Origin of the sequence: Streptomyces sp. IMTB 2501 (genome assembly GCF_001953885.1) — a bacterium.
GTDB lineage: Bacteria > Actinomycetota > Actinomycetes > Streptomycetales > Streptomycetaceae > Streptomyces.
Window position 1 is genome coordinate 34,708 of the sequence record NZ_MQUS01000001.1, and the last position, 26,489, is coordinate 61,196.

General features: G+C 70.9%; 19 protein-coding genes and 2 pseudogenes. 12 read left to right on the plus strand and 9 right to left on the minus strand.

Annotation, left to right across the window (positions count from 1 at the left end; genetic code table 11):
* Positions 1-99 precede the first annotated feature (99 nt).
* Positions 100-762 (plus strand): GntR family transcriptional regulator, encoded by a 663-nt coding sequence (locus AV521_RS00160; RefSeq protein ID WP_076082059.1) that lies wholly within the window; start codon positions 100-102, stop codon positions 760-762.
* A 71-nt stretch (positions 763-833) separates the two neighbouring features.
* Here the strand turns inward: AV521_RS00160 and AV521_RS00165 are convergent, their stop codons facing one another.
* Positions 834-1,067: a hypothetical protein gene (locus AV521_RS00165; protein ID WP_143658548.1), complete on the minus strand. Its 234-nt coding sequence runs from the start codon at positions 1,065-1,067 to the stop codon at positions 834-836.
* An 11-nt stretch (positions 1,068-1,078) separates the two neighbouring features.
* A complete protein-coding gene (locus AV521_RS00170; protein WP_076082063.1) occupies positions 1,079-1,405 on the minus strand; it encodes a hypothetical protein in 327 nt (108 codons plus the stop codon).
* 123 nt (positions 1,406-1,528) lie between these two features.
* Here AV521_RS00170 and AV521_RS50020 point away from each other — a divergent pair, with 123 nt between their 5' ends.
* Together AV521_RS50020 and AV521_RS00175 are read left to right on the plus strand one after the other, a co-directional pair.
* On the plus strand, positions 1,529-1,990 hold the full coding sequence (locus tag AV521_RS50020; RefSeq protein WP_218639318.1) for an aldehyde dehydrogenase family protein: 462 nt from the start codon (positions 1,529-1,531) through the stop codon (positions 1,988-1,990).
* Positions 1,927-2,907, plus strand: a complete 981-nt coding sequence (locus tag AV521_RS00175) for an aldehyde dehydrogenase family protein (RefSeq protein ID WP_218639319.1) — start codon at positions 1,927-1,929, stop codon at positions 2,905-2,907. The genes AV521_RS50020 and AV521_RS00175 overlap by 64 nt, the downstream gene beginning before the upstream one ends.
* Before the next feature lie 51 nt (positions 2,908-2,958).
* Here the strand turns inward: AV521_RS00175 and AV521_RS00180 are convergent, their stop codons facing one another.
* Positions 2,959-3,996 carry an NlpC/P60 family protein gene (locus AV521_RS00180; RefSeq protein ID WP_076082065.1) on the minus strand — a complete coding sequence of 346 codons (1,038 nt, stop codon included), beginning with the start codon at positions 3,994-3,996 and terminating at the stop codon, positions 2,959-2,961.
* An 80-nt stretch (positions 3,997-4,076) separates the two neighbouring features.
* Positions 4,077-4,811, minus strand: a pseudogene (locus tag AV521_RS00185) (M4 family metallopeptidase); the annotation flags it as partial.
* 176 nt (positions 4,812-4,987) lie between these two features.
* On the opposite strand from AV521_RS00185, the gene AV521_RS00190 reads away from it, so the two are divergent.
* Positions 4,988-6,061 carry a cation diffusion facilitator family transporter gene (locus AV521_RS00190; protein ID WP_076082067.1) on the plus strand — a complete coding sequence of 358 codons (1,074 nt, stop codon included), beginning with the start codon at positions 4,988-4,990 and terminating at the stop codon, positions 6,059-6,061.
* 305 nt (positions 6,062-6,366) lie between these two features.
* Here AV521_RS00190 and AV521_RS00195 read toward each other — a convergent pair whose 3' ends face one another.
* Positions 6,367-7,044, minus strand: a complete 678-nt coding sequence (locus AV521_RS00195) for a hypothetical protein (RefSeq protein WP_107480769.1) — start codon at positions 7,042-7,044, stop codon at positions 6,367-6,369.
* Between the two features lie 161 nt (positions 7,045-7,205).
* Complete coding sequence (locus AV521_RS00200; protein WP_371916986.1) at positions 7,206-7,811, minus strand: RNA polymerase sigma factor; 606 nt, start codon at positions 7,809-7,811, stop codon at positions 7,206-7,208.
* Positions 7,812-8,303: 492 nt separating this feature from the next.
* Between AV521_RS00200 and AV521_RS00205 the strand changes: the two genes are divergently transcribed.
* The 5 genes from AV521_RS00205 to AV521_RS00225 all read left to right on the plus strand — a co-directional run bounded on the left by AV521_RS00205 (position 8,304) and on the right by AV521_RS00225 (position 14,644).
* Positions 8,304-8,762, plus strand: a complete 459-nt coding sequence (locus AV521_RS00205) for a DUF1877 family protein (RefSeq protein ID WP_076082072.1) — start codon at positions 8,304-8,306, stop codon at positions 8,760-8,762.
* 88 nt (positions 8,763-8,850) lie between these two features.
* Positions 8,851-9,585, plus strand: coding sequence for a hypothetical protein (locus AV521_RS00210; protein WP_076082074.1), 735 nt, complete (start codon positions 8,851-8,853; stop codon positions 9,583-9,585).
* A gap of 14 nt (positions 9,586-9,599) precedes the next feature.
* The gene (locus AV521_RS00215; protein WP_076082076.1) at positions 9,600-11,990 is read left to right on the plus strand and encodes a bifunctional polysaccharide deacetylase/glycosyltransferase family 2 protein; all 2,391 of its coding nucleotides are present in this window, start codon (positions 9,600-9,602) and stop codon (positions 11,988-11,990) included.
* Positions 11,991-12,010: 20 nt separating this feature from the next.
* Positions 12,011-14,272 carry a transglycosylase domain-containing protein gene (locus AV521_RS00220; RefSeq protein ID WP_107480770.1) on the plus strand — a complete coding sequence of 754 codons (2,262 nt, stop codon included), beginning with the start codon at positions 12,011-12,013 and terminating at the stop codon, positions 14,270-14,272.
* 45 nt (positions 14,273-14,317) lie between these two features.
* Positions 14,318-14,644, plus strand: a complete 327-nt coding sequence (locus tag AV521_RS00225) for a GNAT family N-acetyltransferase (protein WP_256725367.1) — start codon at positions 14,318-14,320, stop codon at positions 14,642-14,644.
* Positions 14,645-14,716: 72 nt separating this feature from the next.
* Here the strand turns inward: AV521_RS00225 and AV521_RS00230 are convergent, their stop codons facing one another.
* Positions 14,717-15,856, minus strand: a complete 1,140-nt coding sequence (locus tag AV521_RS00230; protein WP_076082080.1) for an ABC transporter substrate-binding protein — start codon at positions 15,854-15,856, stop codon at positions 14,717-14,719.
* Between the two features lie 244 nt (positions 15,857-16,100).
* A complete protein-coding gene (locus AV521_RS00235) occupies positions 16,101-18,884 on the minus strand; it encodes a SpoIIE family protein phosphatase/ATP-binding protein (RefSeq protein ID WP_079249043.1) in 2,784 nt (927 codons plus the stop codon).
* Positions 18,885-19,776: 892 nt separating this feature from the next.
* On the opposite strand from AV521_RS00235, the gene AV521_RS52480 reads away from it, so the two are divergent.
* The 3 genes and pseudogenes from AV521_RS52480 to putP all read left to right on the plus strand — a co-directional run bounded on the left by AV521_RS52480 (position 19,777) and on the right by putP (position 25,106).
* Positions 19,777-20,256 (plus strand): CHAT domain-containing protein, encoded by a 480-nt coding sequence (locus tag AV521_RS52480; RefSeq protein ID WP_371916987.1) that lies wholly within the window; start codon positions 19,777-19,779, stop codon positions 20,254-20,256.
* Positions 20,253-21,502: pseudogene (locus tag AV521_RS50270) on the plus strand (PP2C family protein-serine/threonine phosphatase). The gene AV521_RS52480 and the pseudogene AV521_RS50270 overlap by 4 nt, the downstream one beginning before the upstream one ends.
* 19 nt (positions 21,503-21,521) lie before the next feature.
* On the plus strand, positions 21,522-25,106 hold the full coding sequence (putP, locus tag AV521_RS00255; protein WP_076082083.1) for a sodium/proline symporter PutP: 3,585 nt from the start codon (positions 21,522-21,524) through the stop codon (positions 25,104-25,106).
* A 260-nt stretch (positions 25,107-25,366) separates the two neighbouring features.
* Here putP and AV521_RS00260 read toward each other — a convergent pair whose 3' ends face one another.
* Positions 25,367-26,455, minus strand: coding sequence for a YeiH family protein (locus tag AV521_RS00260; RefSeq protein WP_076083342.1), 1,089 nt, complete (start codon positions 26,453-26,455; stop codon positions 25,367-25,369).
* Positions 26,456-26,489: the final 34 nt, after the last annotated feature.

Sequence of the window (26,489 nt, forward strand, 5' to 3'; positions counted from 1 at the left end):
ACACCATCCTGGGAGACGACTAATAGCCAACTGATATATCAGTCTGTGCGGTAAGGTATGGGAGCTCGCCGTACAGGTCAAGAGGGCCAAGGGGGCTTCATGCAGCAGATGGCGACCGAGCCCGGGGCCGAGCTGTCCCTCGCCGAGCGCGCCTACCGCGCCCTCCGTGACCGCCTCGTCATGCTCGACATCCGCCCGGGCGCGCCGATCAACGAGGACCAGCTGGCACAGTCCCTCGGTGTGGGCCGGACGCCGGTGCGCGAGGCCCTGAAACGGCTCCAGTACGAGCGCCTGATCACGACCTACCCCCGGCGCGGCACCTTCGCCACCGAAGTGAACATCACCGACCTGGCCCATATCTCCGAGGTGCGCCAGGAACTGGAGCCCCTGGCCGCCGCCCAGGCAGCGCGGCGCGCCACGGCCACGGACCGGGCGACCCTGACGGCCCTGCGACAGGAGCTGGAGAGCGCGGATTCCCGCCGGCGCGACGCCGCCGGGCTCCTGCACCTGGACCTTCAGGTCCACCGCGCCGTCTACGCCGCCACGCACAACCCGTATCTGGACGACACCCTCGTCCGCTACGACAACCTGGCCACCCGTATCTGGTGCCTGTTCATCGACCGGCTCTCCGACATGGCCGGCCATGTCGGAGAACACGGACCGCTGATCGAGGCGATCGTCGCCGGTGATCCCGACACGGCGGCACGACTCGCCCGCAGCCATGTCGAGGGCTTCGAGCGCGCCGTTCGCGACGCCGTCTGAGACGGCGCCGCGCGACTGGCAACTCGCCTCCTTCTCACGCTGGTCAGCTGCCGGGACAGCGATTCTCCGCGTCAGCTCACCGGGCCACGCGAGTCCCCCGGGCGCAACCGGGGCCTGCCCGCCAAAGTGGTCCACAGATACGGCTCGGCGGCGTCCTCGGGGAGCTGGGCGATCATGTAGCGGACGCAGCGCTCGATCTTCACCCGCCACAGGCGCGCCGCCTCGTTCCCGTCGGCGTCGCACAACGCGTCGTACACGGCGGCGTCCTCGTCGGTGATGGTGTCGCAGGCCTGGCTGTAGTTCATGTCCAGGACCGTCACGGACATGCGCAGGCGAGCCGTGAGGCGTTCGAAGGTCCGGGCGGCCTGCGGCAGTCCGCGATCCGGGCGAGGGCGTCCTGGAACCGCAGGTCGACTTCGCGCATGCGCACATGATCGTGGTCACGCGCGGCGGCGCGCACCTCCGTCAGGGCCGCCGAGGCCGGAGCGAGGTGCTCGCGCCCGAGCATGGCGATCCGGCGCATGAGCAGCGCGCCGAGACTGGCGCGCAGGGCGTAGAGATCCAGCACGTCCTTCGCCGCGACCTCGCTCTCGGCCCCGCCACGACCGCCCGGATCGCGTCCCTCGTCGAGGCGCTGCCACACCTGTCGGGCGCGCGCTGAGCCACCCCGACACCGTCTTGTGCCACGCCGCTCGCCCGGGCCGCGCGAGCGGCCCGGTCTGCGGGCGGCTGCCGGCGCCCCACCACACTCAAGGAGTCACCGACCATGACCACAGTTCGCCGGGCGGCGGACGCCCCGCGCCTGGTCACCGGGACCGACCTGCCTCCGGCCGGGCACTTCATCGACGGGGCCTTCGCCGAGGCGTCGACCGAGCGCGTCATCGACGTCGTCGACCCCTGTAGGGAGAACGTCATCGCCCGGATCCCCGAAGGGACTTCGCAGGACGTCGACCGAGCGGTCGCCGCCGCCGTCAGGGCCAGGGCCCGGTGGGCGCGGCTGGTCCCCAAGGAGCGCTCCGAGCTGCTGCACGCCGTCGCCGACCGGCTGGCCGAGCACACCGAGCCGCTGAGCAGGCTGGAATCGGCGAACACCGGCAAGCCGCTCGCGGTGTCCCGGGACGACGTCGCCATGACCGTCGACCTGCGCTGCGCGCGACCACCTCCATGGCCGCCGGTGACTACGCCGAGAACCACCTGTCGGTCCTCCTGCGGGAACCGCTCGGTGTGATCGGCGTGGTCACCCCCTGGAACTACCCCTTGCTCATGGCGGCCTGGAAGATCGCGCCCATTCTCGCCGCGGGCAACACCCTGGTCCTCAAGCCGTCCGAGCAGACTCCGCTGACCACCCTGAAGCTCGCCGAACTCGTCGCCGACCTCCTGCCGCCCGGAGTGGTGAACGTGGTGAACGGCTACGGCGCCGCCGCCGGCAGCCTCAAGCGCGTACACCTCGAACTCGGCGGCAAAGCACCGGTGGTGATCTTCCGGGACGCCGATCTCGCAGCCGCCGCATCGGCGTTGCGCGTCGCCGGTTTCTGGAACTCGGGGCAGGGGTGCGGGGCCGCCTGCCGCGTGCTCGTCCACGAACCGCTCGCCGGGGAGTTCATCGAGCAACTCGTGGGCGAGGTGCGGTCGTTGATCGTCGGCGAGCCCGCCGCCGGGGATGACGTGGAGGTCGGCCCCATGGTCTCGAAGGCCCACTTCGACCGCGTCATGGGGTATGTGGAGCGCGCGCAGAAGGAGGGCGGCCGGGTGGCGACCGGAGGCGGAGCCGTCGACGGGCCCGGTTACTTCGTGGCCCCGACCGTGCTGGTCGAGGTACCCGAAGGAGCCGAGGTCGCCCGCGAGGAGATCTTCGGCCCCGTGGTCACGGTCGAGACCTTCGCCGACGAGGAGGAGGCGGTACGGCGGGCCAACGACGTCCCTCTCGGACTGTCGGCATCGGTGTGGACCGAGAACGCCCGCCGCAGTCACGACATCGCCGCCCGCCTCGACTTCGGAACCGTCTGGGTCAACTCCCATCCGGTTCTGGCCGGCGAGGTGCCCTGGGGCGGCTTCAAGGGCTCCGGCTACGGCCGTGACCTGTCGATCTACGCGCTGGACGACTACTCGCGCACCAAGCACGTGATGCACAACCACGGGCGCTGATCCCGTACGCCTGTATTTCCCCGGACGATGGTGTCCTTGGCGGGGTGTGGGTCAGACTCGTACACCGAACATGAACGGTCCGCCGATGGTGTCCATCGACTCGTACCGTACGACCGTGCCGGTCCGAGGAGCGTGGAGGATCTGGCCGTTGCCCGCGTACAGGCCGACGTGGTGCAGGTCGTTGAAGAAGAAGACCAGATCGCCGACCTGGAGCTGGCCGCGTGTGAGGCGGGTGCCGATGCCCGTCTGGGACTCGGAGGTGCGCGGTATGGAGACGCCGGCCTGAGCGTAGGCCCAGGAGGTCAGGCCCGAGCAGTCGAAGGAGGACGGGCCGGAGGCGCCGTAGACGTACGGCCTGCCGAGCTGGCTCTGAGCGGCGGAGAAGGCGGCGGCAGCCCGGCCGGACGCGGAGTCGTCGTTGCCGAGATCCACGCGCTCGGTGGAGGAGTGGCTGGCCCGCGCCTGCTCGGCGGCGAGCGCGGCCTTCTCCTTGGCGGTCAGTGTGTTGAGCAGCTTCTGCGCCTCCGCGAGCTTGCTCTGGACGTCCTTCTTCTTGTCGCCAAGCTCGGTCCGGGCGGAGGCGAGGTCCTTGAGCTTCTCGGTGGCCTCAGCGCGCTCCTGGGCGAGTTCACGCTGTTTGTCCTGAATCTTCTTCAGGGTCTCGACCTGCCTGCTGCTCAACTGGTCGAGCGCGGAGGCCTTGTCGAGGAAGTCGTCCGGGTCGGAGGACAGGAAGAGCTGGACCGAGGCATCGATGCCCCCGGAGCGGTACTGGGAGGTGGCCAGTGAACCGAGGCCGTCGCGCAGCTTGTTCAGCTCCTGCTGGCCGCGGGCGACGCTGTCCTGGATCGTGGAGATCTCCTCCTGCAGCTTCTGCTGCTTCTCCTTGGCCCCGTTGTACTTCTCGGTGGCCTGTTCCGCCTGCTCGTAGAGCTTGTCGACCTTCGCCTTGACCTCGTCCTTGCCGGGCTTCTGACTCGGGGCGGCGTCGGCGGCGTTCGCGCTGAGCGCGACGGCAGCGGCGGCCGCGGTGGTCAGCACGGTGACGCGTGTGCGGCTTGGCTGTTTGGGTCGACGGTGGGACGCCACAGGGGCGAGCTCCTTGTTCCTTCAGCCGCCTGCCGTCACATCGGTGGGCGGTGCCCTCCACCGTCACTCCTGCTGAGTGATCACCGGAGCGGGGGGTCGGAGCAAGACCTTAATGACTTTCTTACGATCGGATCAAATGTTTGCATGGAAATTCTCGTGCGCCTGGCGCCGACTCGCCCGTTCCCGCCGCCCTGGTACGGCCAACCCGTCCACAGCTGGTTGACGTTGACCGCCGACCAGGCCGCCGCCACCGTGTGGTGCTCGGTGCTGCCGGAGCCGTACAGGTCGGCCGCCGCCGACAGGGTGCCCGCGCGGGCACCGGAGTGGTCGGTGGTCGATGTGAAGTACGTCGTCAGCGCCTTGTACCAGATCTGCAGCGCCTTGCCCCGGCCGATGCCGGTGACCGTGGAGCCGTCGGACGTCGGGGAGTCGTAGCTGATCCCGTTGATCGTCTTGCTGCCGCTGCCCTCGGACAGCAGGTGGAAGAAGTGGTTGGCGACACCGGACGAGTAGTGGACGTCCAGGCTGCCGACGGAGGAGGACCAGGAGTCCGCCGAGTTGCCGTCCTTGCTGGGCTGGTCCATGTAGCGCAGCGGGGTGCCGTCGCCGTTGATGTTGATCGCTTGGCCGATCCGGTAACTGCCCGGCTCGTTGGAGCTGTTGGCGTAGACGCCGTGGCTCATCTCGTGGCCCGCGACATCCAGCGAGGTGGGCGGGTGGTTGTTGCCGGAGCCGTCGCCGTAGGTCATGCAGAAGCAGCTGTCGTCCCAGAAGGGGTTCACGTACTGGTCGCCGTGGTGGACGCGGGAGTCGGCGGCGGCGCGGAACGATGTTGGAAACCGGTCTCGTTTCCACTCGACCTGATGGCATTTCCGCAGGTCAGGGCCGTGTTAAAGAAGATGACAACGGTCACCGGTGCAGCCTTTGGCGAATGCGTCGATCGTGCGTTTCACTGCGGCCAGAGACCCGACGCGAGGGGGATGCGTACGACATGAGTGACCACGACCACGACCGGGGCCACGGCCAGGACCCGGGCCACCAGAACGAAAGCAATGGGCACGGGCACGCTCACGGCGCCGGCGGACATGCCGGGCACTCGCACGGTGTGTCGGCGGACACCGACCGCCGCTGGCTGGCCCTCGCGCTCACTCTGATCACGGTGTTCATGGCGGCCGAGGTCACCGTCGGCATCGTCGCCGGTTCACTCGCCCTGATTTCCGACGCGGCGCACATGCTCACCGACGCCGCCTCGATCGTGCTCGCCCTCGTCGCCATGCGCCTGTCGGCCCGCCCCGCCCGCGGCGGGTTCACCTACGGACTCAAACGGGCGGAGATCCTCTCCGCCCAGGCCAACGGACTGACTCTGCTGCTGCTCGGGGCCTGGCTGGCGTACGAGGCGATACGGCGGCTCATCAGCCCGCCCGAGGTGGAGGGCGGGCTGATGCTGGCGACCGCGCTCGTCGGCATCGTCGTGAACGTGGCCGCCGCCTGGTGCATCTCCAAGGCCAACCGCACTTCTCTGAACGTCGAGGGTGCCTACCAGCACATCCTCAACGACCTGTTCGCCTTCATCGGCACCGCCATCGCCGCGCTGATCGTCGTCCTCACCGGGTTCGCCCGGGCCGACGCCATCGCCACCCTCGCTGTGGTCGCCCTGATGTTCAAGGCCGGTTACGGACTCGTACGCGACTCCGGACGGATCTTCCTGGAAGCCGCCCCTGAGGGCTTCGACCCGGACGCGATCGGTGACGAACTCGCCGCACAGCCCTCCGTCGTGGAGATCCACGACCTGCACATTTGGACGATCACCTCCGGCGAACCCGCCCTCTCCGCCCACGTCCTGGTCGAACCCGGCGGTGACTGCCACGCCGTACGGCGCCACCTCCGGCAACTGCTGCGCGACAAGCACGGCATCGGCCACGCCACCCTCCAGGTCGACCACCTCGGAGAGGACACGGACGCGGCGGAACTGCTCCAGATCACCACGCCGCCGACGGCACAGCGCACAGAGCACTGCGACGACGCCCACGGTCCCGTTCACCGGCCCGGCCGGCACGAGCACTGACAGTTCAGGCGATCGCGACCGGCGCCGACGGCCTCGCCCGTTCGGGCCGAGCCCTCGCACCTGGTTGCCTGCGTGACCGCGGCATCGTCGTCGCCGTGCCCAAGGGCAGTGCAGGGGCTACGAGTTGGCCGATGCCCGTCTCGGCCACGCCCTGGCAGCAGCAGCCCTCCTCCTCGGAGTCGACGCGGACGGTGCCCGTCCGGGCGCGTCAGTTGCGGGCGGGAAAGGCAGGGCAGCCGCCGGGCGTGTTCGCAGGTGTGCTGGACTCTCCGCCCGTGCGGGCCCGGACGGGCCATGGAGGGAGGCTACTTGTGCTTGCCGCCGCCCGCCCGGCCCTTCCCGGCCGTGCCGTTGCCGGAGGTGCCCGTCCTGCCCGTTGTTCCCTGGCGGGCGTCCGCGGCGCCTTCGCCGGACTTGCCTGTGCCGGCGGACCTGCCCGGCGCGGCTGTCGCCCGCGCCAGCTGCTCGGAGCAGTACGCGGTGACCTTGGCCTTGCCGCCGGCGGCCGTGACCAGTTGCTGCCAGGCTTTCGCGTCGAGGGCCTTGCCATGGCCCTGGACGTTCTCGTAGGCGCGGCAGTGGGCTTCGATGTCCCGGCCGTGGGCCGGTCCGTCCGTCGGCCCGGAGTTGCGGGAGGGCGCCGACGACGGCGTACCGCCCGGCCGGTCCGGAGCGGGCGCCGACGAGCGCGCGCTGCCGCGGCCGGCGCCGCCACCGTGCGAGGAGGAACCGATGGCCGCGACGGCCACACCACCCAGCGTGAGGCTGGCGAACACCGCGCAGAACGTCATCTTCAGGGAACGCCGGGTACGCCGCTCCTCGGGCGGTCGCCAGTCGTCCCGGCGCCGGGCGCGCGCCCGGTGCGTGCCCGCGTCGCGGGCGGTGCGAAAGGCGGCCACGGCCCGCTGCTCGGCCTGGAGGTCGAGGTCGTCCGCACGGATGGTGGTGGCCAGAGCCGTTTCCAGAGCGGCGGTATCACGCACGTACCGAGGTTCGGACAGGGCACTGCCGTGCTCACGTCGAGGGCCCGGAACTCCGCCGCTCAGCCCTTCACCCATGTCCGCTTCCGTTCCTGTCCCACAGATTCTCCGCACGCGGCCTTCCAGGCCGGGCTGCCCGCCAGCCGGACGGCTGCCGTCGTCGTTCATGTCGACTCCCCCAGCGTGCGACAGGCCCCATCCGTCACACCCGCCTCCGCTTCGCCGCCGACGCCCAACTGGCGGGCGAGGCGTTTCAGGCCCCGGTGGGCGGCTGTGCGCACCGCTCCCGGGCGCTTGCCGAGGACGCGTGCGGCGGCGGGACCGTCCAGGCCGACGACCACGCGCAGGAGCACGGCCTCGGCCTGGTCCCGGGGCAGTCCGCGGACCAGTTCCAGTGCCCGCTCGGTGGAGAGGGACTCCAGCGCCTGTTCATGGGTGCTGTGCGGACCCGGCAGATCCAGTACGTCCTGTTCGGTCCCTCCCGCCCGGGGCCGCACACGCTGGCGGCGCAGATGGTCCAGCGCCCGGTGCCGGGCGATGGTCGCCGTCCAGCCGCGAAAGCCCGCGCCGTCGCCCTTGAAACGCCCGAAGTCGCGGGCTATCTCCAGCCAGGCGTCGGACGCCACGTCCTCGGCGTCTTCGCCGACGATGCCGCGCAGGAAGCCGAGCAGGCCCGGCTGAACGATCCGGTAGGCGACCGCGAAGGCGGCCTCGTCGCCGTTCTGGGCCCGTGCGACCGCCGCGCCCAGTTCCCCGTCGCGCGCCTGCACGCGCCGGGTTTGCCGTACCTGGCCCAAGATCGTCCTCGTTCACGCCGGTTCATAGCGGGTGCCTTCCGTCCGCCGCGCTCCGGTCGCAACGACGGCCCATGATGACCAGCGTCTGCCGTCACGGAAGTGTCACAACGCATCAGGCGTCCTTCATGTCCTCGCCGGTTTCCCCGCAGCACGGGCGGGTGACGTTTCGGGCGGGCCGTGCGCTGGCGGAATACCGGGTCGGTGCCCGGGCAGGCCCCGGGCGACCGTCCCCCGGTGCCTGGCGCCGAAGCCCGCCACGGACCCCTCTCCGTGCCGTTCGTGACTCCCCCCGTGGACGGCACGGAGAGGGACGGCGCGGCCGGACCCCGACCACTGAACGGGTTCCGGCCCCTCTGAACGGGGTTCCGGCCCCTCGCACCCCCAACGGACCGGCGGTGTCCGGTCCGTACCCCGAATCCGTCCGCCCCGCGTAATGCCCAGGCGCCCCCGTGCGCTCCTTCTGGCATGAGTGCCTACCTCCGTCTGCGCGCGGTGCCGCCCCCGGCGCTGCGCAACAGCGCGACTTGGCTGGAACGGCTTTTCGACGACGGCGCCGAGACCGTCCGGCGTTGTCTGGACCAGGAGCGCATCTACGCCGGCGCTCCCGCACACGAACCCGGGGACCGGCCTCGGATCGAGGCGGTGCTGGGAGGCCGGCCCGTGTTCCGTGCCGGCCGGCCGGGGCCGCCGTTGCTGGTGCTGACGGCGGCCCAGGCCCGCCGGGTGGCCGGGTTCCTGGCGACGGCCGACTTCGACGCGCTGTGGCTTTCCGCGCGGGACCAACTGCTGCCGCATTACGGCGGCGAGACCGCGGAGCCCGAGACATGGGGTGCGTTCGCGGCGGCGCACCAGGAGCTGAGGGCGTTCTACGCGCAGACGGCCGAGTACGGAGACGCGGTGGTGAAGTGGCTGTCCGAGGCGTGAGTTGTGCATGAGGTGTAACAGTTCCGGCCCGCCGCGCTCTCTTCATGCGGGCGGCCGCGTCGGCCGACCGGGACAGGGGACACGACTCGTGCAGTGGACGAACGACAACGGCGGAGCGTACGGCGAGGATCCGTACGGTGGCGCCGGGCACGTGTACACCTACGGCCACCAGGGGTACGGCGGCGAGGGGTACGGCGGCGACACGGCCACGCTGACCTGGGATCCGGTGCAGCACGCGCAGTGGACGCAGCCGCACCCGACGACGTGGGACGCCGCCCACGGCGACCTCCTCGCCGTGCCGGCCCAGGGGATCGACACGCAGTCCATCCCATTCGTGCCGGTACCGGAATCCGAGCCGGACCCGGACACGCCGGAGGACGAGCCGGTGCGGCCGGTCTTCGTGGACTCCTCGGGGCGACGCCAGCGTCTCGTGCTGCGTACCGCCCGGTTGCTGGTGATCCCCGCAGGCGGCTATGTCGCCCTGCTGATCAGCACCATGCTGGGCGGTTCCGGCATCAGTGCCCCGTTCGTCCCGCAGCCGGGCGCCACCCATGCGGGCACGCCGCGCGTGACCGTCCCGGACTCCGCGTCCGGCACCGGCCACTCGGCGGGGGGCTTCGGCGCCGCGGCGGCACACGAGGACGCCCGTCCCGCAGTGCCGCGGCCCGGCTCCGGCCCGGCCGGCCGCGCAGCAGCCCTGGCCGCCCCCGCCACCACACCCGGGACCACTGCGGCGCCGACCACGACCACCGCCCCGACTCCCACTGCCACCCGCACCTCGAAGGGGCGCGCCCTCGGTTCGTCCCACAAGCCCGTGAAGTGACTTAAGGCCCTGACGTGACCGATCGCCACCGCGCCGCTCCTCGCCGCCACAGCCGTACCCGCCAGATCACCCCCCGCGCCCACTGGCTGCTGCTGAGCGTGCTCGCGGTGACCTTGTCGACCGCCCTGCTGCTCCAGGGGTACACCCACCACATGTTCGGGATCACGCCGGACGACGTGACCGGTGCCCGCGGACGCAGCGAGGCGGTGCCCGCCCAGGTGACCCACGGCGGCCCGGTGATCGCGAACGCCGCCGGTGCCGTGCACACCGCCCGGCCCCTGAACCGCACCATCGCCCTCACCTTCGACGACGGCCCCGACCCCGTCTGGACGCCGCGCATTCTCGACGTGCTGCGCCGCAATCAGGTGCGGGCGACGTTCTTCGTCGTCGGAACCGAGGTCGTGGACCACCCGGAACTGGTCCGCCGGATCGTCGCCGACGGCCATCAGATCGGCGTCCACACCTTCACCCATCCCGACCTGTCCCGCCTCGCCCCGTGGCAGCGTTCCCTGGAACTGCGCGAGACACAGCTGGCGGTGGCCGGCGCCGCGGGGGTCACCACCTCGCTGCTGAGGCCGCCGTACTCCTCGGAGAACGACGCGCTGAACGACGCCGACTGGTCCGTCCTCAAGCAGGCCGACGCGGCGGGCTATGTCACGGTGCTTTCCACCCAGGACGCCGAGGACTGGCAGCGTCCCGGCACCGCCCGCATCCTCACGAACGCGACCCCGCGCGGGCACGCCGGGCAGATCCTGCTGATGCACGACGGCGGCGGTGACCGCTCCCAGACCGTCGCCGCGCTGAACACCCTGATCCCGCGGCTCAAGGCACAGGGTTTCCGGTTTGCGACGGTCGGCGCCGCAGTCGGCATGGGCGGCCCCGTCCAGCCCGCCGGCCTCGGCGACCACCTCCAGGGAATGGCCCTCGTCGACGTGTTGCAGGCCGGCGACTGGGCCGTATGGCTGCTGGGTGTGCTGATGTACGCGGCCGGAGCGATCAGCGTGCTGCGCGCGGCGGTCGTGCTGATCGCGGCCCGCCGGCACCGGCGGCTGCGCAGGGCGAGGCGCCGGGGCAGGTCCTGGGGGCCGCCGGTGACCGAACCGGTCAGCGTCATCGTCCCCGCGTACAACGAGAGCGCCGGAATCGAGGCGGCCGTGCGGTCCCTGCTCGCCTCTGACCATCCGGTGGAGATCATCGTGGTGGACGACGGCTCCACGGACGGCACCGCGGACCTGGTGGAGTCGCTCCGGCTGCCGGGGGTACGGGTGATCCGGCAGGAGAACGCGGGCAAGCCCGCCGCCCTCAACACCGGCCTCTCCGCCGCCACTTGCGACCTGGTGGTCATGGTCGACGGCGACACGGTCTTCGAGCCCGACACCGTCCCTGCGATCGTGCAGCCCTTCGCCGACCCTCGTGTGGGTGCCGTCTCGGGCAACGCCAAGGTCGTCAACCGCGGTGGTCTGCTCGGCCGTTGGCAGCACATCGAGTACGTGGTGGGCTTCAACCTCGACCGCCGCCTGTTCGACCTCGCCGAGTGCATGCCGACCGTCCCGGGGGCGGTGGGCGCGTTCCGTCGTGGGGCCCTGCTGGACCTCGGCGGCGTCAGCGACGTCACCCTCGCCGAGGACACCGACCTCACCATGGCGCTGTGCCGCGCCGGCTGGCGCGTGGTGTACGAGGAGGGGGCGGTCGCCTGGACCGAGGCACCGGCGTCGCTGAACGCCCTGTGGCGACAGCGGTACCGCTGGTGCTACGGCACCCTCCAGGCGATGTGGAAGCACCGCGGCGCACTGGTCCAGCGCGGCGCCGCCGGGAAACTGGGCCGCCGTGGCCTGGTCTACCTGCTCCTCTTCCAGGTGCTGCTGCCCCTGCTCGCGCCGGTCGTGGACATCTTCGCCCTGTACGGCCTGGTCTTCCTGGACCCGGTCCGGATCACCGGCCTGTGGCTGGCCTTCCTTCTCCTGCAACTCCTGATGGGCCTGTACGCGTTCCGCCTGGACGGCGAACGCCCCGGCACGCTGTGGAGCCTGCCGCTGCAGCAGTTCGTCTACCGGCAGCTCATGTATCTGGTGGTGATCCAGTCCGTCTTCACCGCCGTGTCCGGCTCGCGCCTGCGCTGGCAGCGCATGGAGCGCTACGGCAGCCTGCGGGCGCCGGCGGGCACGGAGCCTCCCGGAGAGCACCGCACCGCTGCCCCCGCGCGGCCGGAACCGGAATCGTACGAGGGCGTCGCGCAGCCGGAACCGTACGCGGCCGTCTCCCACCCCGGAACGTACGCAGCTGCCCCGGGGCCCGGACCGTACGTCTCCCACCCGCAGCCAGGTCCGTACGAGTCCCACCCGCAGCCAGGGCCGTACGCGGCCCCTTCCCGGCCCGCGCCCCACGACACCACCCGCTGGTACTGAAAGCAGAGTGATCCGAGCCCATGAGCGGAACCCGGCGTCGACCGCCGCAGCGCACCATCTCCGGCAGCCGTGCGGCGGGGAGTCGCAGCAGGTCAGGCACCGCATCGCCCAGGCGCTGGATCGACTATCCGCGAGCGGGCCGGGCGGGCGTGCGCCGCTGGCTGCCGTCGTGGCGCCAGGTGCTGGCGTCGTTGCTGCTCTGCGCCGGCGCGGTGGCCGCGGCCGTCGGGTACGCCTACGCCACGATCACCATTCCCGATCCCAACCCCTCGACGCTGCTCCAGAACAACGTCTACTACTGGTCCGACGGCACCGTCCTGGCGACCGACGGCAGCGTCAACCGGCAGAACGTCTCGCTGGCACAGGTCCCGCCGGGCGTCCAGGGAGACTTCATCGCCGCTGAGAACGCCTCCTTCTACTCCGACCCGGGCATCGACCCGCAAGGCATCGCACGCGCCCTCGTGGACATGGCCGAGGGCGGTTCCGTCCAGTCCGGTTCGACGATCACCCAGCAGTTCGTCAAGAACACCTACCTCGACCAGTCGCAGACGCTGTCCCGCAAGTTCAAGGAACTGCTGATCTCCGCCAAGATCGGCGCGAGCCTGAGCAAACAGCGGATCCTCCAGGGCTATCTGAACACCTGCTTCTTCGGCCGTCGGGCCAATGGCATCGAGGCCGCGGCGCGCGTGTACTACAACCTCCCGGTCGAGAAGCTGAACGTGAGCCAGGGCGCCTTCCTCGCCGCCGCGGTCAACGAGCCGAGCCTCTTCCAGTACGCCGACTCCGACCCCGAAGCGCGGGCCCAGGCGCAGACGCGCTGGTCCTGGGTGCTCGACCGCATGGTGCAGACCGGCAGGCTGACGGGGGCGCAGCGCGCCCGGTACGCGGCGGCCGGCTTCCCGGCGCCCAGGAAGTGGACCCCCGGCGCGGGGCTCACCGGCCAGGCCGGCTATCTGGTCCAGCTGGCCCGCTCGTACGTCCAGCAGCACGACCCCGGCGTCACCGACAGCAGCCTGAGCCGGGGCGGTTACCAGATCCGCACCACCTTCGACCGCAGGAAGACGGCGCAACTGGCCAGGGCCGTCGCGAAGGTGCGCGCGGAGCGCATCGACCCCGTCCACCGGGCGACCGACCGGAACGTCCAGGCCGGCGCGGCCTCGGTGGACCCGGCGACCGGCAGGATCCTGGCCGTCTACGGTGGCCCTGGCTACGAGCAGGCCCACTACGCGGACAACGCCGACACCTCCGGCGTCCCGGTGGGCTCGACCTTCAAACCGGTCGTCCTCGCCTCCGCGCTCCAGCACGGCGCCGTCCTGAAACCGGGCACCTCCCCGGCGCCGATCACCCCGGCCAGCAAGTTCAACGGCGACGACGGCATCCAGATCAAGGACCAGCAGGGCAACGACGTCACCGACGACAAGGACCCCACGGGCCTGCTCCACCAGCACAACGACACCACGCATCGCTGGGGGAACATCTCGCTGCGCACCGCGATGGAGCAGTCGGTCAACACGCCGTACGTGCAACTGGGCGAGGACGTCGGCTACCCGGACGTGGCCCGGACGGCGAAGGCCCTGGGCCTTCGCCCGCAGAGCCTGGCCGCGCCCAGCGCCGGTTTCTACATCGGCACCTCCACCCCGAGCGCCATCCGCATGGCGGGTGTCTACGCGACGTTCGCCACCTCCGGGACGCAGGTCACGCCGTACTCGGTGACCAAGGTGACCCACGACGGGGCGGTACTGCCCGGCTTCACGGCTCCCGCCCCCGTACAGGCCCTGCCGGCGGCGGTCGCCGACAACGTGACCGACGTCCTGCGGGGCGTCATCACCCGGGGCACCGGTACCAAGGCCCAGGCCCTGGGCCGGACCGCGGCGGGCAAGACCGGAACCACCGACGACTACCGGTCGGCCTGGTTCATCGGCTACACCCGCCAACTCGCCACCTCCGTCGTGCTGTTCAAGGAGGACCCGGCCCATCCCCAGCTCCAGTCCCTGGCGGGGGTGGGCGGCCTCCAGAAGGTGTTCGGAGGCGACATCCCGACCGAGATCTGGACCCGGTACATGAGTGACGCTCTGTCCGGCCTGCCCGACCTCCCGTTCCCCGCCCCCGCCTCCCTCGGTCGTGGCACCGACGAGCCCGGCGTCCCCTCCGCCTCTCCCGCCCCCGCCAAGCATGCCGCCAAGCGCGTCGGCAGGCCCGGCGGGCGCACGACCGGCACAGCCGCCCCCAGGCCGGGCCTCCCGACGGCCCGCCCCAAGTGCCGTCCGCACAAGTGCGGTTGAGCCGTCCCGGCCGGGGGTCCCGTCGATGCAGCCGTGGTCTGCCGGGTGCGACGTGCACGAGCTGCCGATCTTCCTGAGGTCGTCCGGCCGGCAGCCGAGCATGCCGCCTTCGAGAAGGCCGCGGCTCCGCCACCGGACTTGGCGCGGCGGCTGGAGAGACTGCTGTTCGGTACGCAGACCCCGCGATTGCGGTGCTTCGCCGCCGAGTCGAACGACCGTGACGGTCACCGGGGTCTGCGGGTGGGCCCGCTGCTGGTGGAGGCCGTGCTGGCTGAAGCGCGCGCCCTGGGACTCGGACACGTCCGGTGGCAGACCCGGCCCTGGAACACCGACGCGATCAGGTTCTACGACCGACTGCGGGCACGGGCGTAGGAGAAACTGCGCTACCGCCGGCCGGCCGGCTGACCCGAGCCCGTCACCGACCGTGAGAGCGGAACAACCCGGCTAGCCGGAGACGGCCTTCGCCCAGCCCCGCGTGACCGTCTCCCTCGCCTTCTCCAGCTGCGCGTCCGTCGGGAACTGCGGTGTGCCCTCAACCGTCGGCAGTCGTGCGGCGGCGGCCTTGTCGAGGGTGCCGTCCTCCCGCATGGCGTCCATGAGCACCGGGCGGGCATAGGCACGCAGCCGGAGGTTCTGGCCCTCTGGGCTGAAGACGTACTCGTGCCACAGGCGGGCAGCCGCCGGGTGCGGGGCGTACTTGTTGATCGCCAGCGCGAAGTACTGGGCGAAGCTGCCGTCGAAAGGGATCGCGACCTGCCAGTTCACGCCCTTGCCGCGGAGCTGGTCGGCGTAGCCGAGGTTGATGTAGTCCCAGTTGATGCTGATCGGCGTCCGGCCGCTCGTGACCGTCGCCGAGTCGGAAGCGAGAGGGTTGAAGTTGCCGCGCTGCTTGAGTTTCGCGAAGAAGTCGAGACCGGGCTGGACGTTGTCGAACGACCCGTTGTTCGCCAGCGCGGCCGCGTAGACACTGGCGAAGGCGGTGGCCGACCGGGGCGGGTCGCCTTCGAGTGCGACCTTGCCCTTGTAACCGGGCTTCAGCAGATCGGCGAAGGTCTCCGGACAGGGCTTGACCCGGTTGGCGTCGCAGCCGATGGAGATGTAGCCCCCGTAGTTGTTGGACCAGCGGGCCTTCGAGTCCTTCTGGTCACCGGGGATCGAATCGTAAGCGGCCACCTTGTACGGCGCGAGAAGATTCTGCGCCGCTGCTTTGCGCGCGAACGTATCGCCGACGTCGATCACGTCCGGCGCTGTCGGCCGGTTCCCCCTCTTCCTCAGGGCGTCGATCTCGTCCTCGCTGTGGCCCAGCGGATCCTCGACCGTGACCTTGATCCCGTACTTCTTCTCGAAGCCGTTGATCAGGCCGCCGTAGTCGGCCCAGTCACGCGGCAACGCGATCGCTCTGAGCGTGCCCTCCCGTTTCGCCGCGGCGATCAGTGCGTGCATGCCGCCCATGCTCTCGGCGGACGTGGCCACCGACGGCTTCGCGGGGCCGGCGGCCGGTGTGTTCTCGCAGGCGCTCAGGCCCAGTGCCACGAGAGCGGAGCAGCCGAGGACCGCCGCTGCTCGGGCACACGGTGTGGTCACGGCTGCTCCCGGACGTGGGGGGGGAAGGTGGTCACCTCGACCGGCTGCCGGCGGCGCCACGGGGTCCGGAGCGGCGGGCCTCCCGCCATGCCTCCGGGCCTTTTCGGCTCCACGGCGCCGACGAAGGGGTCATCGAGGCCAGGGTACCCGGCCGCCTCGATGGCGTAATGCCGCCCGGGAAGCCCGGGATCACCGTCTTTCCCCCCGGGGCTCGGCTTCTCCGGACGGGGCGTACCGGCTCACCTCACAGCGCCGTGTCGTCCCATTGGCCGAGCAGCAGCTCGTCGAGTCCTTCCGCCTCCGGCGTGGCGTCGTGGTGCAGGGACACCTCGGCCCAGATGACCTTGCCGGTGGTTGTGTAGCGGGTCCCCCAGCGTTCGGCGAAGCGGGCGACCAGGAAGAGTCCGCGGCCGCCTTCGTCGGTGACCTTCGCCCGGCGCAGCCGCGGCGAGGTGCTGCTGCCGTCGGCGACCTCCAAGATCAGGGCGCCCGCATCGGGACTGCCGACGGGCTCCGTGCGGAGCAGCCGCACGGCGATGGGCTCGGCTCCGTAGCGGATGGAGTTGGTGATCAGCTCGCTGAGGATGAGTTCGGCGGTGAAACCCACCCGCTCCAGCCCCCACTCCGCCAGCCGGCGGGCGCAGGCGGTGCGCACGGGAGCCACCGCCGCCGGGTCACGGGGCACCTCCCACTCGGCGACCTGATCCGGTCCGAGCCGGCGCGTACGGGCCACCAGCAGCGCGATGTCATCCCGGGGCCGGTCGGACAGCATGGCCTCCATCACCGCCGCGCAGGTGGCCTCCGGCGTGCGAGCGGGCCCTGTCAGAGCGTCGCGCAGGGCCTCCATACCGGCGCCCGGGTCCCGGGTGCGGTCCTCGATCAGCCCGTCGGTGTAGAGCACCAGCCGGGCATCCTCGGGCACGGTGACCTCGGCGGTCTCGACGGGCAGGCCGGCTCCGAGTCCCAGGGGCGGCGAGACGGGCAGCTGAGGGAAGTCGACGGTCCCGTCGGGCCGGACCACCGCCGGCCCCGGGTGGCCGGCGGTGGCGATGGCCAGTCGCCCGGAGGTGGGGTCGTAGACGGCGTACTGGCAGGTCGCCCCGGTGATCACTCCCTGCCCGTGCTCCGCCGCGGTGACCTCCTCGGCGTCGATCTGCGCGACCAGCTCGTCCAGCCGGCCCAGCAGCTCCTCCACGGGCATGTCCAGGCTGGCGAAGTTGTGCACGGCGGTGCGCAGCCGGCCCATCGTCGCCGCGGCGTGCAGACCGTGGCCGACGACATCGCCGACGACCAGCGCGACCCGGGTACCGGACAGCGGGATGACATCGAACCAGTCCCCGCCCACTCCGGACAGGGCCGGCAGATAGCGGTAGGCCACTTCGACGGCGGACTGCTCGGGCAGCGCGCGGGGCAGCAGACTGTGCTGCAGGGTGACGGCCATGGCGTGTTCGCGGGTGTAGCGACGGGCGTTGTCGATGCACACCGCTGCCCGGGCGGCCAGCTCCTCGGCGAAGGACACGTCCTCGTCCTCGAACGGCGGGGAGCCCTTCGCGCGCCAGAAGCTCACCACGCCCAGCACCACGCCGCGGGCGCGGAGGGGCACCACGAGCATGGAGTGGATGCCGTGATCGAGGATCCGCCGGGCGCCTTCGGGCTGTTGGGCCCGCCAGGCGTCGGACGCGCGCAGGTCCCCGACCAGGACCGGGCGGCCCTCGGTCATCGCCGTGGAGACGGGGTGGGCCGGGACGAGCCGCAGCAGCTCGCGGACGGGGTCGAGGGCGTGGCCCGCGTCGAGACCGGCGACGGCGGTGCGGCGCAGCTCGGTGATCCCGGCGGGCGCACCGGGGGTCTCCTCGCCGCGCAGGACCGGGTCCAGCAGATCGACGGTGGCGACGTCGGCGAACCGGGTCACCGCCACCTCGGCCAGTTCCTCGGCCGTTCGTTTCACATCGAGCGTGGTGCCGATCCGCAGTCCGGCGTCGTAGAGCGACTGCAGCCGTTCGCGCGCCCGCTCCGCCCGGCCGGAGAGGGCCCGCAGCTCGGTGGTGTCCCGGAGCGTGACCACGCTGCCGACCGGTCCGTGAGGCGCGGTGAGCCGCTTGCTGACCGCGAGCAGCCGGTCGGCCGCGAGGTACACCTCGTCGGTGGCGGGGCGGTCCGAGGCCAGCAGCCCGGCGAGGTCCTCGTCCAGCCCCAGATCGGTGACGTACCGGCGCTCCGCGTCCGCCGGCAGGTCCAGGAGCCGGCGTGCCTCGTCGTTGACCAGCAGCAGTCGGCCGTCACCGCCGACGATCAGCACTCCTTCCCGCACCGCGTGCAGCACCGCGTCGTGGTGCTCGAACATCCGGGTCATCTCGGTCGGCCCCAGGCCGTGGGTCTGCCGCCGCAACCGCCGGCTCACCAGGCCGGACCCGCCTGCGGCGACGACCAGGGCCGTGGCGGCGCCGCCGAGGAGGACCGGTAGCTGCCGGTTCACCCTGTGCTGCACCCTCTCGACCGTGACGGGCACGGAGACGATGGCGATGACCGAACCGTCGGGACCCCTGACGGGCACCGCCGAGATCACGGAGAGCCCCAGTGAGCCCTTGAACGTACTCGTGAACGGCTTGCCGGTCGCCGCCGCCGCGTAGGGCCCGATGACGCGTTTCCCGACCTGACGCGGGTCGCTGTGGGCGAGGGTGATCCCGTTCAGCCCGTAGACGATGACGGCGTCGACGCCTGTGGCCTTCCGGGCCGCCTCGGCGTGCGGCTGCAGTGCCGCGGTCGGGTTCGTGCTGGTCAGTGCCGCTACGGTCCCCGGGGAGTTCGCGAACGTCTGCGCCACGGTGAGCGTCCGGTGGCGGGCGTCCGCCATCACGTCGCGTTGAGCCTGCACGACGAGCGCCACCAGGGCGGCGGCGACGAGCAGCATCACGACCGCCAGCTGGAGCAGGAAGACCTGGCCCGCGAGGCTGCGCAGGCTCAGCAGCGAACCCGACCGCCACGCCTCTCTCACCCGACGTGGCCGACCGGGCCGATGAGTCCTCATGGACGCGTCAGGCACATCCTGCCCGGATTCACCTGAGACTCCGCTCATATTCCCTTTCTATCGTTTCTGGGTGGCCGACCACGAAGCGACCGGGACGGACTGGTCCACTCGGGCACGGCGAGGAGCGCATGGACCCCGCCGGATCCCCGCGGCCACCCGCAGCCCCTGAGGCTCGGCCGACGGGCGTCGCGTGCGTCGAGGCTCCGGCCCGGCTCCGGCCCATGAGTTCCCCGTCGGCCACGGAACGGACTCACCCGCGCGTATGCGACTCATGGAGTGGCGCGTCGACTCACCTGGTGCGGCGCACTCCCGCGGCGCCCGAGCGGCTGCCGCACGAGGCCGGCGGAACGCCGCCGTGTGCGTCGGTGTGAGTCCTTGAACACCGGACGTCGATCGGTAGCTCTGTTGCGCGGACAGACACCCGGCGGGCGCAGGTGGGCCAGTGCTGGGTGATGGTCACTGTCTGCCAGGCGAGAGGGAATGGTTGGTCCTCGGCACCGGGGTTGATATGGATCTCCAGTCCCAGGGTGCTGGTGACGCACTTGATGTCCCAGACAGTGACGGGGCCGTAGGTTCGGCGGAGCGCGGCCGGTTGACGTAGTGGATGACGTCACCCACTTGGAGTGGCTCTGCCGTGATCGGCTCCCGTCCGGTGGTCTACTGCCTCTGGTGCGGGTGCGCCGGGCTGCCGGTGCGGAAGGCAGGGATGCCAGGGGCCCTGCATTGCGGGCGAAGCGGGGTGGCCATCTCGCAGCTGAGCGGGGTTCCGTGCCGTGTGATCAAGAGGGGATCTTCGGTGCGTTCACCGATGGCCTTGCGTGCGAGGCCGGACACACGCTCGCTCACCGGGAGAGCCTGCCGTGTGGTCCCGGTCCTGGTGTCCTCGGTCTCGATGGTGTTCGCGGTGGGGTCGACGTCGCACACATCCAGCGAGAGGCGGCGACGCGCATTCCCACTCGCCGGATTCCGCCACGTGATCGGCACTCTCTGGGAAGTGAACGACAGGCTGGCCGCCCGGGTCTCCGACCGCTTCTACGCCAGTCTGCTCGACCTTACGGACAGGGTCGAAGACGACAGGTCGCCGTTGCGTTGCACCACACGATGCGCGCGCAACGCGACAGATACGTCGAGACGCCGTCTTTGTGGGCAGCCCATGTCCATGTCGGGCCGTGACCCACTCTGCGAACCCCAGGACATGTGCGGTTGTCCAGCGAACCGGCGAGCCCAAGTCAGTGAAGAACCGTATGCACTTCGACATCACCCCACCCAACCCGCCCGCCGAGTAGCAGCGTGTCGAGGCGCTCGGCGGGCGCCGGCTGGAGGCGTGCAACGCCGGAGGGTTCCTGCGGATCGCGGACCAATAGGGCAATGAGCGGTGTGCAGCGTGAAGTTGCTGGTCGCGGGTCTGGTGTGCGCGGGCTTCGGGGTGCTCCGGGCCGGCAGGCGGATGACTTCCGTCAAGAACGTTGGGTCAGCGGTCGACTTCGCAGTGCGTCAGGACCAGTAGGGCCCTCACCACCAGCGCCGATCGTCCTGGACCACGGCCTCCACGGGCTGCGCAGCGACGGCGCGGAGTTCCCCGGCGAAGTGAGCGTGAGCAGTCTCCGGACAGAAAAGGAGACGCAGGTGTTCCTGACCGTACGGGACATCACCGAGCGCAGACACGCCGAGGTCGAACGCGCCGAGCGCTACGAGGAGCACCGACGCATCGCCTGCACCCTGCAGCACAGCCTCATGGGCGAGCCGTCCTCCCTGCCGTACCTGCCCGCCGCCCACCGGTACCTGGCGTCCGTCCAGGACCCTGGAGCGGGCGGCGACTGGTTCGACATCATTCCGCTGGACGTTCACCGCACCGGCATCGTCGTGGGCGACGTGATGGGTCGCGGCCTGGAGGCGGCGGCCGTCATGGGCCAGATGCGCGCTGCCTCCACGCACTGGCCGCCACAGACGTACCGCCGAGCCGGCGGATGACCGGGCTCGACGCGTTCGTGGCCGACCTGGCGGACCAGCTCGTCACCTGCGTCTACCTGGTGGTAGACCAGAGCACCCATGAAGTCACCCTCTGCTCGGCGGGACACCTCCCGGTCATCGCCCTGCCCCCCGACGGGCCCGCCCGAATGCTCCAGACGCCGGTCGGGGTACCGCTGGGCGTCAACGATCCGTGCGGCGCCGGGGTGCCGTTCCAGCAGGCGACCCGACCGGCACCACTGGGCACCACGCCGGCCATCTATACCGACGGACTGGTCGAAAGGCCCGGCACCGACATCGAGACCCAGATCCACACCCTCGCTCGCACGCTCGACACGGCGCTGAAAGGAGTACCCGCCGATCAGGAGAGCCTCGACCAGACCGCCGACCTGCTGATCAAGACCCTCCCGCCAGACACGGCCACACATGACGATGACGTGACACTGCTCCTGATCGGGCTGCCCATGCCGGAGGGAGAAGCCTTCGTGCCTGATCGCTGTGATGGCGGTCCTCTTCGACCTCGGCGTGACGGAGTGCCCGTGTCGGCACCGGCGCGGGCGGCACCGGCCGCCGACAGCGACCGGAATCTGTACATTTGTTCAGTAGGGATCGCGACTGTCAGTCGCGCGGTTGCAGTTCCGTGCTCATGAACCTCGCAGGCGAGGCAGTATGTCCGACTTGAGTGCGCCGATCGTGGCCACGTTCCTCGTGTACGTGGCCGTCATGATCGGAACAGGTGTCTGGGCCTACCGCCGTACGCACACCTTCGCCGACTTCGCCCTGGGCGGCCGCAGGCTCCCCGCGTTCGTCGCCGCCCTGTCCGCAGGGGCCAGCGACATGTCCGGCTGGCTGTTCCTCGCCTTCCCCGGAGCGGTGTACGCGGCCGGTGTCGGCGCCAGCTGGATCGCGGTCAGCCTTGTGCTTGGTACGTACCTCAACTGGTTGTTCGTGGCGCCGAGGCTGCGCACCTACACGGAGCGCGCCGGGAACGCGGTGAGCCTGTCGGCCTACCTGGAGGAGCGGTTCGAGGACCGCACACGGATGCTCCGGATGGTCTCGGCGGCGGTGACCCTCGTGTTCTTCACCGTGTACGTCGCCAGTGGACTGGTGGCCGGCGGGCTGCTTTTCGGGCACATCTTCGGCGCCGGTTTCCGGCTCGGGGTGGCCCTGACCGCCCTGGTGATCGTCGTCTACTCATGCCTGGGCGGCTTCCTGGCCGTGAGCCTGACCCACGTCATGCAGGCCACGCTGATGTTCCTCGCCCTGCTCGTCCTCCCCGTCGTAGGTATCGCGACGCTCGGCGGTTTCGGTGCGCTGCGTGACTCCCTCAACAGCAAGACGCCCAGCCTGCTGGACATGGGAGCCAAGGTCGACTTCGTGAACGGACGGTGGTTGGGAGGCGGCGGGTCGCTCGGCGCCGTCTCGATCATCTCGTTGCTCTCGTGGGGCCTCGGCTATTTCGGGCAGCCGCACATCCTGGCCCGCTTCATGGGCATCCGCAGCACCAGTGCCGTACCCGCTGCCCGCCGTATCGAGACCGGGTGGGTGGTCGTGGTGCTGGCCGGTGCCACAGTGGTCGGCCTGCTGGGCATCGCGCAGTTCAGCACACCACTCCATGACCCGCAGACGGTCTACATCGCTCTGAGTCAGACCCTGTTCAGTCCGTGGGGCGCCGGCGTGATGCTGATCGCGGTGCTCGCCGCGATCATCTCGACCGCGGACAGCCAGCTCCTCGTGTCGTCCGTCGCACTCACGGAGGACTTCTACCACGCGTTCCTCAAGCGGCGCGCCTCGGACCAGGCACTCGTGTGGGTGGGTCGCGCCGCCGTCGTCGCCGTGACCCTGGTGGCCTCCGTGATCGCGCTGAGGGGCGGCGGGCTACTGGGGATCGTGGGCTACGCCTGGGCGGGCTTCGGGGCCGCTTTCGGCCCGGTGGTCCTGCTCTCGCTGTACTGGCCGCGCATGACCTGGGCGGGAGCCATGGCCGGGATCGTGTCCGGCGCAGTCACGGTGCTCCTGTGGCGTGTGGTCAAGCCGCTGCACGGCCCCTTCTGGTCGGGCATCTACGAGATGATTCCGGGCGTCCTGGTCGCCACGCTCGCGGCACTGATCTTCGGCAGGTTCGTCGGCCGGCCTCCGAAACGGGCCTTCTGGCGGATGCCGGGCGGCGGCGTGAGCCAGCTGATGCTCACCCCCTTCCTCAGCCACGCACCGGTCGGCATCGCCGTTCTCGACACGGATCTGCGGTATGTCTGGGTGAACGAGCCGCTGGACGGCCAGATCTCGCTGAAGCGGCGGCTGGGGCGGCGGATGGCGGAGATCCTGCCGCAAGCCGAGGCCGACGCCTTCGAGGAGAAGATGCGCGAGGTTCTTCGAACCGGCGCGCCGGTGATGGACTTCGAGTACCGCGGCGCCGGCTACACGGTGCACGACCGAAACCGCGCGATCTCCGCCTCCTTCTTCGCGATGAAGGACCGCCACGGCCGGACCGTGGGCGTCTGGTACATGATCATCGACGTCACCGAGCGATGGCGGGCGCAGGAACGCCTCGCCCTGCTCAACGACGCCGCTGCCCGTATCGGCAGCACCCTTGACGTGACCCGGACCGCGCAGGAACTGGCCGACGACGCGGTACCGGCCGTCGCCGACTTCGTCGCCGTCGACCTGCTGGACTCGGTGATGAGGGGCGAGGAGCCGGCACCCGGGCCGGTCGGGATGTCGCCCGTCATCCGCCGAGCGGCCCAGCAGTCGGTCCGTGAGGGCTGTCCCGAGGCGTCACTGGCCGTGGGGGAGACAGTCCAGCGTGCCCCCTCGTCCCCCGTGACCCGCTGTCTGCTGGAGAGCAGGACCCTGGTCGAACGGGTCCTGAACCGTACCGACAGCCCGTGGGTGACCGTGGACGAGACGCTCGGCGCCTCGCTCCTCCACTACGACGCCCGCTCGATGATGGTAGTCCCCGTGCGGGCGCGCGGCGTCACCCTGGGCGTGGCGACGTTCGCCCGGTCCCGGCGGCTGGGCCCCTTTGAGGACGACGACGTCCGCCTCGCCGAGGAACTCGTCTCCCGTGCGGCGGTGTGCATCGACAACGCACGCCGTTTCACCCGCGAGCGCACCGCGGCCCGCTCCATGCAGCGGTACCTGTTGCCGCAAGACCTGACGGGAGGGTCCGCTCTCGCCGTGGCCTCGTGGTATCTCCCGGCGGATGCCCCCAGCGGTGTGGGCGGCGACTGGTTCGACGTGATCCCGCTCTCCGGGGCAAGGGTCGCGCTGGTCGTCGGGGACGTGGCCGGGCACGGCATCAACGCGGCGGCGACTATGGGGCGCCTGCGCGTCGCGGTACGCACGCTTGCCAACCTCGACCTCTCTCCGGACGAACTGCTGGCCCATCTGGACGATCTGGTCATCGGCCTCATGGGAGCGCACGACATCGACATACCGTTGGCGGCCGAGGGTGAGACGACGGGCACCGCGTTCCTGGGCGCCACCTGCCTGTACGCCGTCTACGACCCGGTCAGCAGGCTGTGCACCATGGCCCGAGCAGGTCACCTCCCCCCGATGATCGTCGCTCCCGATGGTGCCGCCGACATTCTGGACCTGCCCGCCGGACCACCACTCGGCCTCGGCTACCTCCCCTTCGAGTCCATCGAGACCGAGCTGGCAGACGGCAGCCTCATCGCCCTCTTCACCGACGGCCTCATCGAGTCCGTCGACCGGGACATCGACGTCGGGCTCTCCCGGCTGGGCGATGCCCTCGCGATGCCCTTGCCGACCCTGGCGGAGACCGGCCAACGAGTGATCGACAGCCTATTGACGGGTCCGCCTGCCGACGACGCGGCCCTGCTCCTCGCCCGTACCCGTGTCCTTGCCCCGGATCGCGTCGCCTCCTGGAGCCTTCCCAGTGATCCGGCTGCCGTCGCGCACGCCCGCGACCTCGCCGTTCAGAAGCTCACGGAGTGGGGCATGCCCGATCTCACCTTCACCACGGAACTCATCGTCAGTGAATTGGTGACCAACGCGATCCGCCATGCGGCCGGACCGGTCTGCCTGCGCTTGATCCGGGATCGCGGCCTGATCTGTGAGGTCTCCGACGCCAGCAGCACCGCGCCACGCCTGCGTCACGCGCGGACCACTGACGAGGGGGGACGGGGCCTGCTGATCGTCGCCCAGATGGCCCGCCGGTGGGGCACTCGGTACACGAAGACCGGCAAGATCATCTGGACGGAGCAGGTCATTGCGGCTGACGCGATCGGCTAGCCCGGCGGGCGGATCCTACCGGCACCTGATGCCTGGGAGCATTACGAAGGCAGCCCGCATCCTGGACGCCGGTCTGTGGGAAGCGGCTTGATGGACAGGCGGAGCCTCATGGGTACCTGTCTGACTCGGACCGACGCGGAAGCCTGCGGTGAGGAGCCGTCCGCGACAGACGCCAGCAGTGCCGATGCTGCTGCCCTGGCCGGAAGCGGCGGTGTAGGGCGGTGGTCGGGCGACCTCCCCTGCCGCGCTCGGTCCGACGGTCACAGGTACCGGGCCAGGAACTGGACGCCGAGACTGGTGGCGGACACCACGAGCCACAGGCAGCCCCCGAGCAGCAGGGGCGCGGGGCCGGTCCTGCGCAGGCTGGCGGGTTCGGTGGACAGGCCGATTGCGGACAGGGCGACGGTGATCAGGAAGACGGCGAGTGCGCTGAGCGGGCCGTGGGCGCCGGACGGGACGAGGCCGGCGGTGTTCACGGCCGCCAGGACGAGGAAGCCCGCAAGGAACCACGGCACCAGCCGGCCGACGCGCACCGGGCCGGGCAGAGCGCCTGCTACGTCGACGCCGGTCGCCCCGTCCGCGGTCCGCGCGCGGCGGCGGACGAGGGCGGCGAGGCCCAGGCAGATCGGGATGATCAGCAGCGTGCGGGCCAGCTTGACCACCACTGCGTAGTCGGCCGCGGGGCCGCCGTAGGTGGTGGCAGCGGCGACCACCGAGGACATGTCGTTCACCGCGGTGCCGGCGAACAGGCCGAAGGTGTGCTGGCCCATGCCCAGCAGATGCCCGAGGGCGGGGAAGGTCAGTACCGCGGCGATGTTGAAGACGAAGATCGTGGAGACGGCGTAGGCCACCTCCGCCTCGGCCGCGCCGATGACCGGCGTGACGGCGGCGATCGCGGAGGCGCCGCAGATGCCGGTGCCCACACCGATCAGGGTGCGCAGGTCGCGGACGACGCCCAGGCGGCGTCCGATTCCATACGCCGCCGCCAGGCAGACGGTGAGGGTGACGATCATCACGGGCAGCGAGCCGATGCCGACCCGTAGAACCTGGCCCAGGGACAGTTGCGCGCCCAGTACCACCACCGCGGTCTGGAGCACTGCGCGCCCGGCGAAGGTGATGCCGGGCCGCATCCGGTCCCCGGGGCGCACCGCGACCGCCACCAGCACCCCGAGCACGATTGCGCTCACCGGTCCGCCGAGGACGGGGACCAGTCGGCCCAGCGCGGTCGCGACGAGGGCGACGGCGACGACGAGGGCGAGCCCGGGCAGCCGGGCGGCGACGACGGCGCCGGGCTTTCGAACGATGGCAAGGCGGGTGGTCCCTGACGGGGAGAGGCTGGCGTCCTTCATGATCACCACTTTGGTCGGCGCCCTGCCAGCCCTG

Bases quoted from the DNA above. Each gene is read 5' to 3' on its own strand.
- AV521_RS00160 (WP_076082059.1), top strand. From the start codon at position 100: ATGCAGCAGATGGCGACCGAGCCCGGGGCCGAGCTGTCCCTCGCCGAG.
- AV521_RS00165 (WP_143658548.1), bottom strand. From the start codon at position 1,067: ATGAACTACAGCCAGGCCTGCGACACCATCACCGACGAGGACGCCGCC.
- AV521_RS50020 (WP_218639318.1), top strand. From the start codon at position 1,529: ATGACCACAGTTCGCCGGGCGGCGGACGCCCCGCGCCTGGTCACCGGG.
- AV521_RS00175 (WP_218639319.1), top strand. From the start codon at position 1,927: ATGGCCGCCGGTGACTACGCCGAGAACCACCTGTCGGTCCTCCTGCGG.
- AV521_RS00190 (WP_076082067.1), top strand. From the start codon at position 4,988: ATGAGTGACCACGACCACGACCGGGGCCACGGCCAGGACCCGGGCCAC.
- AV521_RS00205 (WP_076082072.1), top strand. From the start codon at position 8,304: ATGAGTGCCTACCTCCGTCTGCGCGCGGTGCCGCCCCCGGCGCTGCGC.
- AV521_RS00220 (WP_107480770.1), top strand. From the start codon at position 12,011: ATGAGCGGAACCCGGCGTCGACCGCCGCAGCGCACCATCTCCGGCAGC.
- AV521_RS00235 (WP_079249043.1), bottom strand. From the start codon at position 18,884: ATGAGGACTCATCGGCCCGGTCGGCCACGTCGGGTGAGAGAGGCGTGG.
- AV521_RS52480 (WP_371916987.1), top strand. From the start codon at position 19,777: ATGGTGTTCGCGGTGGGGTCGACGTCGCACACATCCAGCGAGAGGCGG.
- putP (WP_076082083.1), top strand. From the start codon at position 21,522: ATGTCCGACTTGAGTGCGCCGATCGTGGCCACGTTCCTCGTGTACGTG.
- AV521_RS00260 (WP_076083342.1), bottom strand. From the start codon at position 26,455: ATGAAGGACGCCAGCCTCTCCCCGTCAGGGACCACCCGCCTTGCCATC.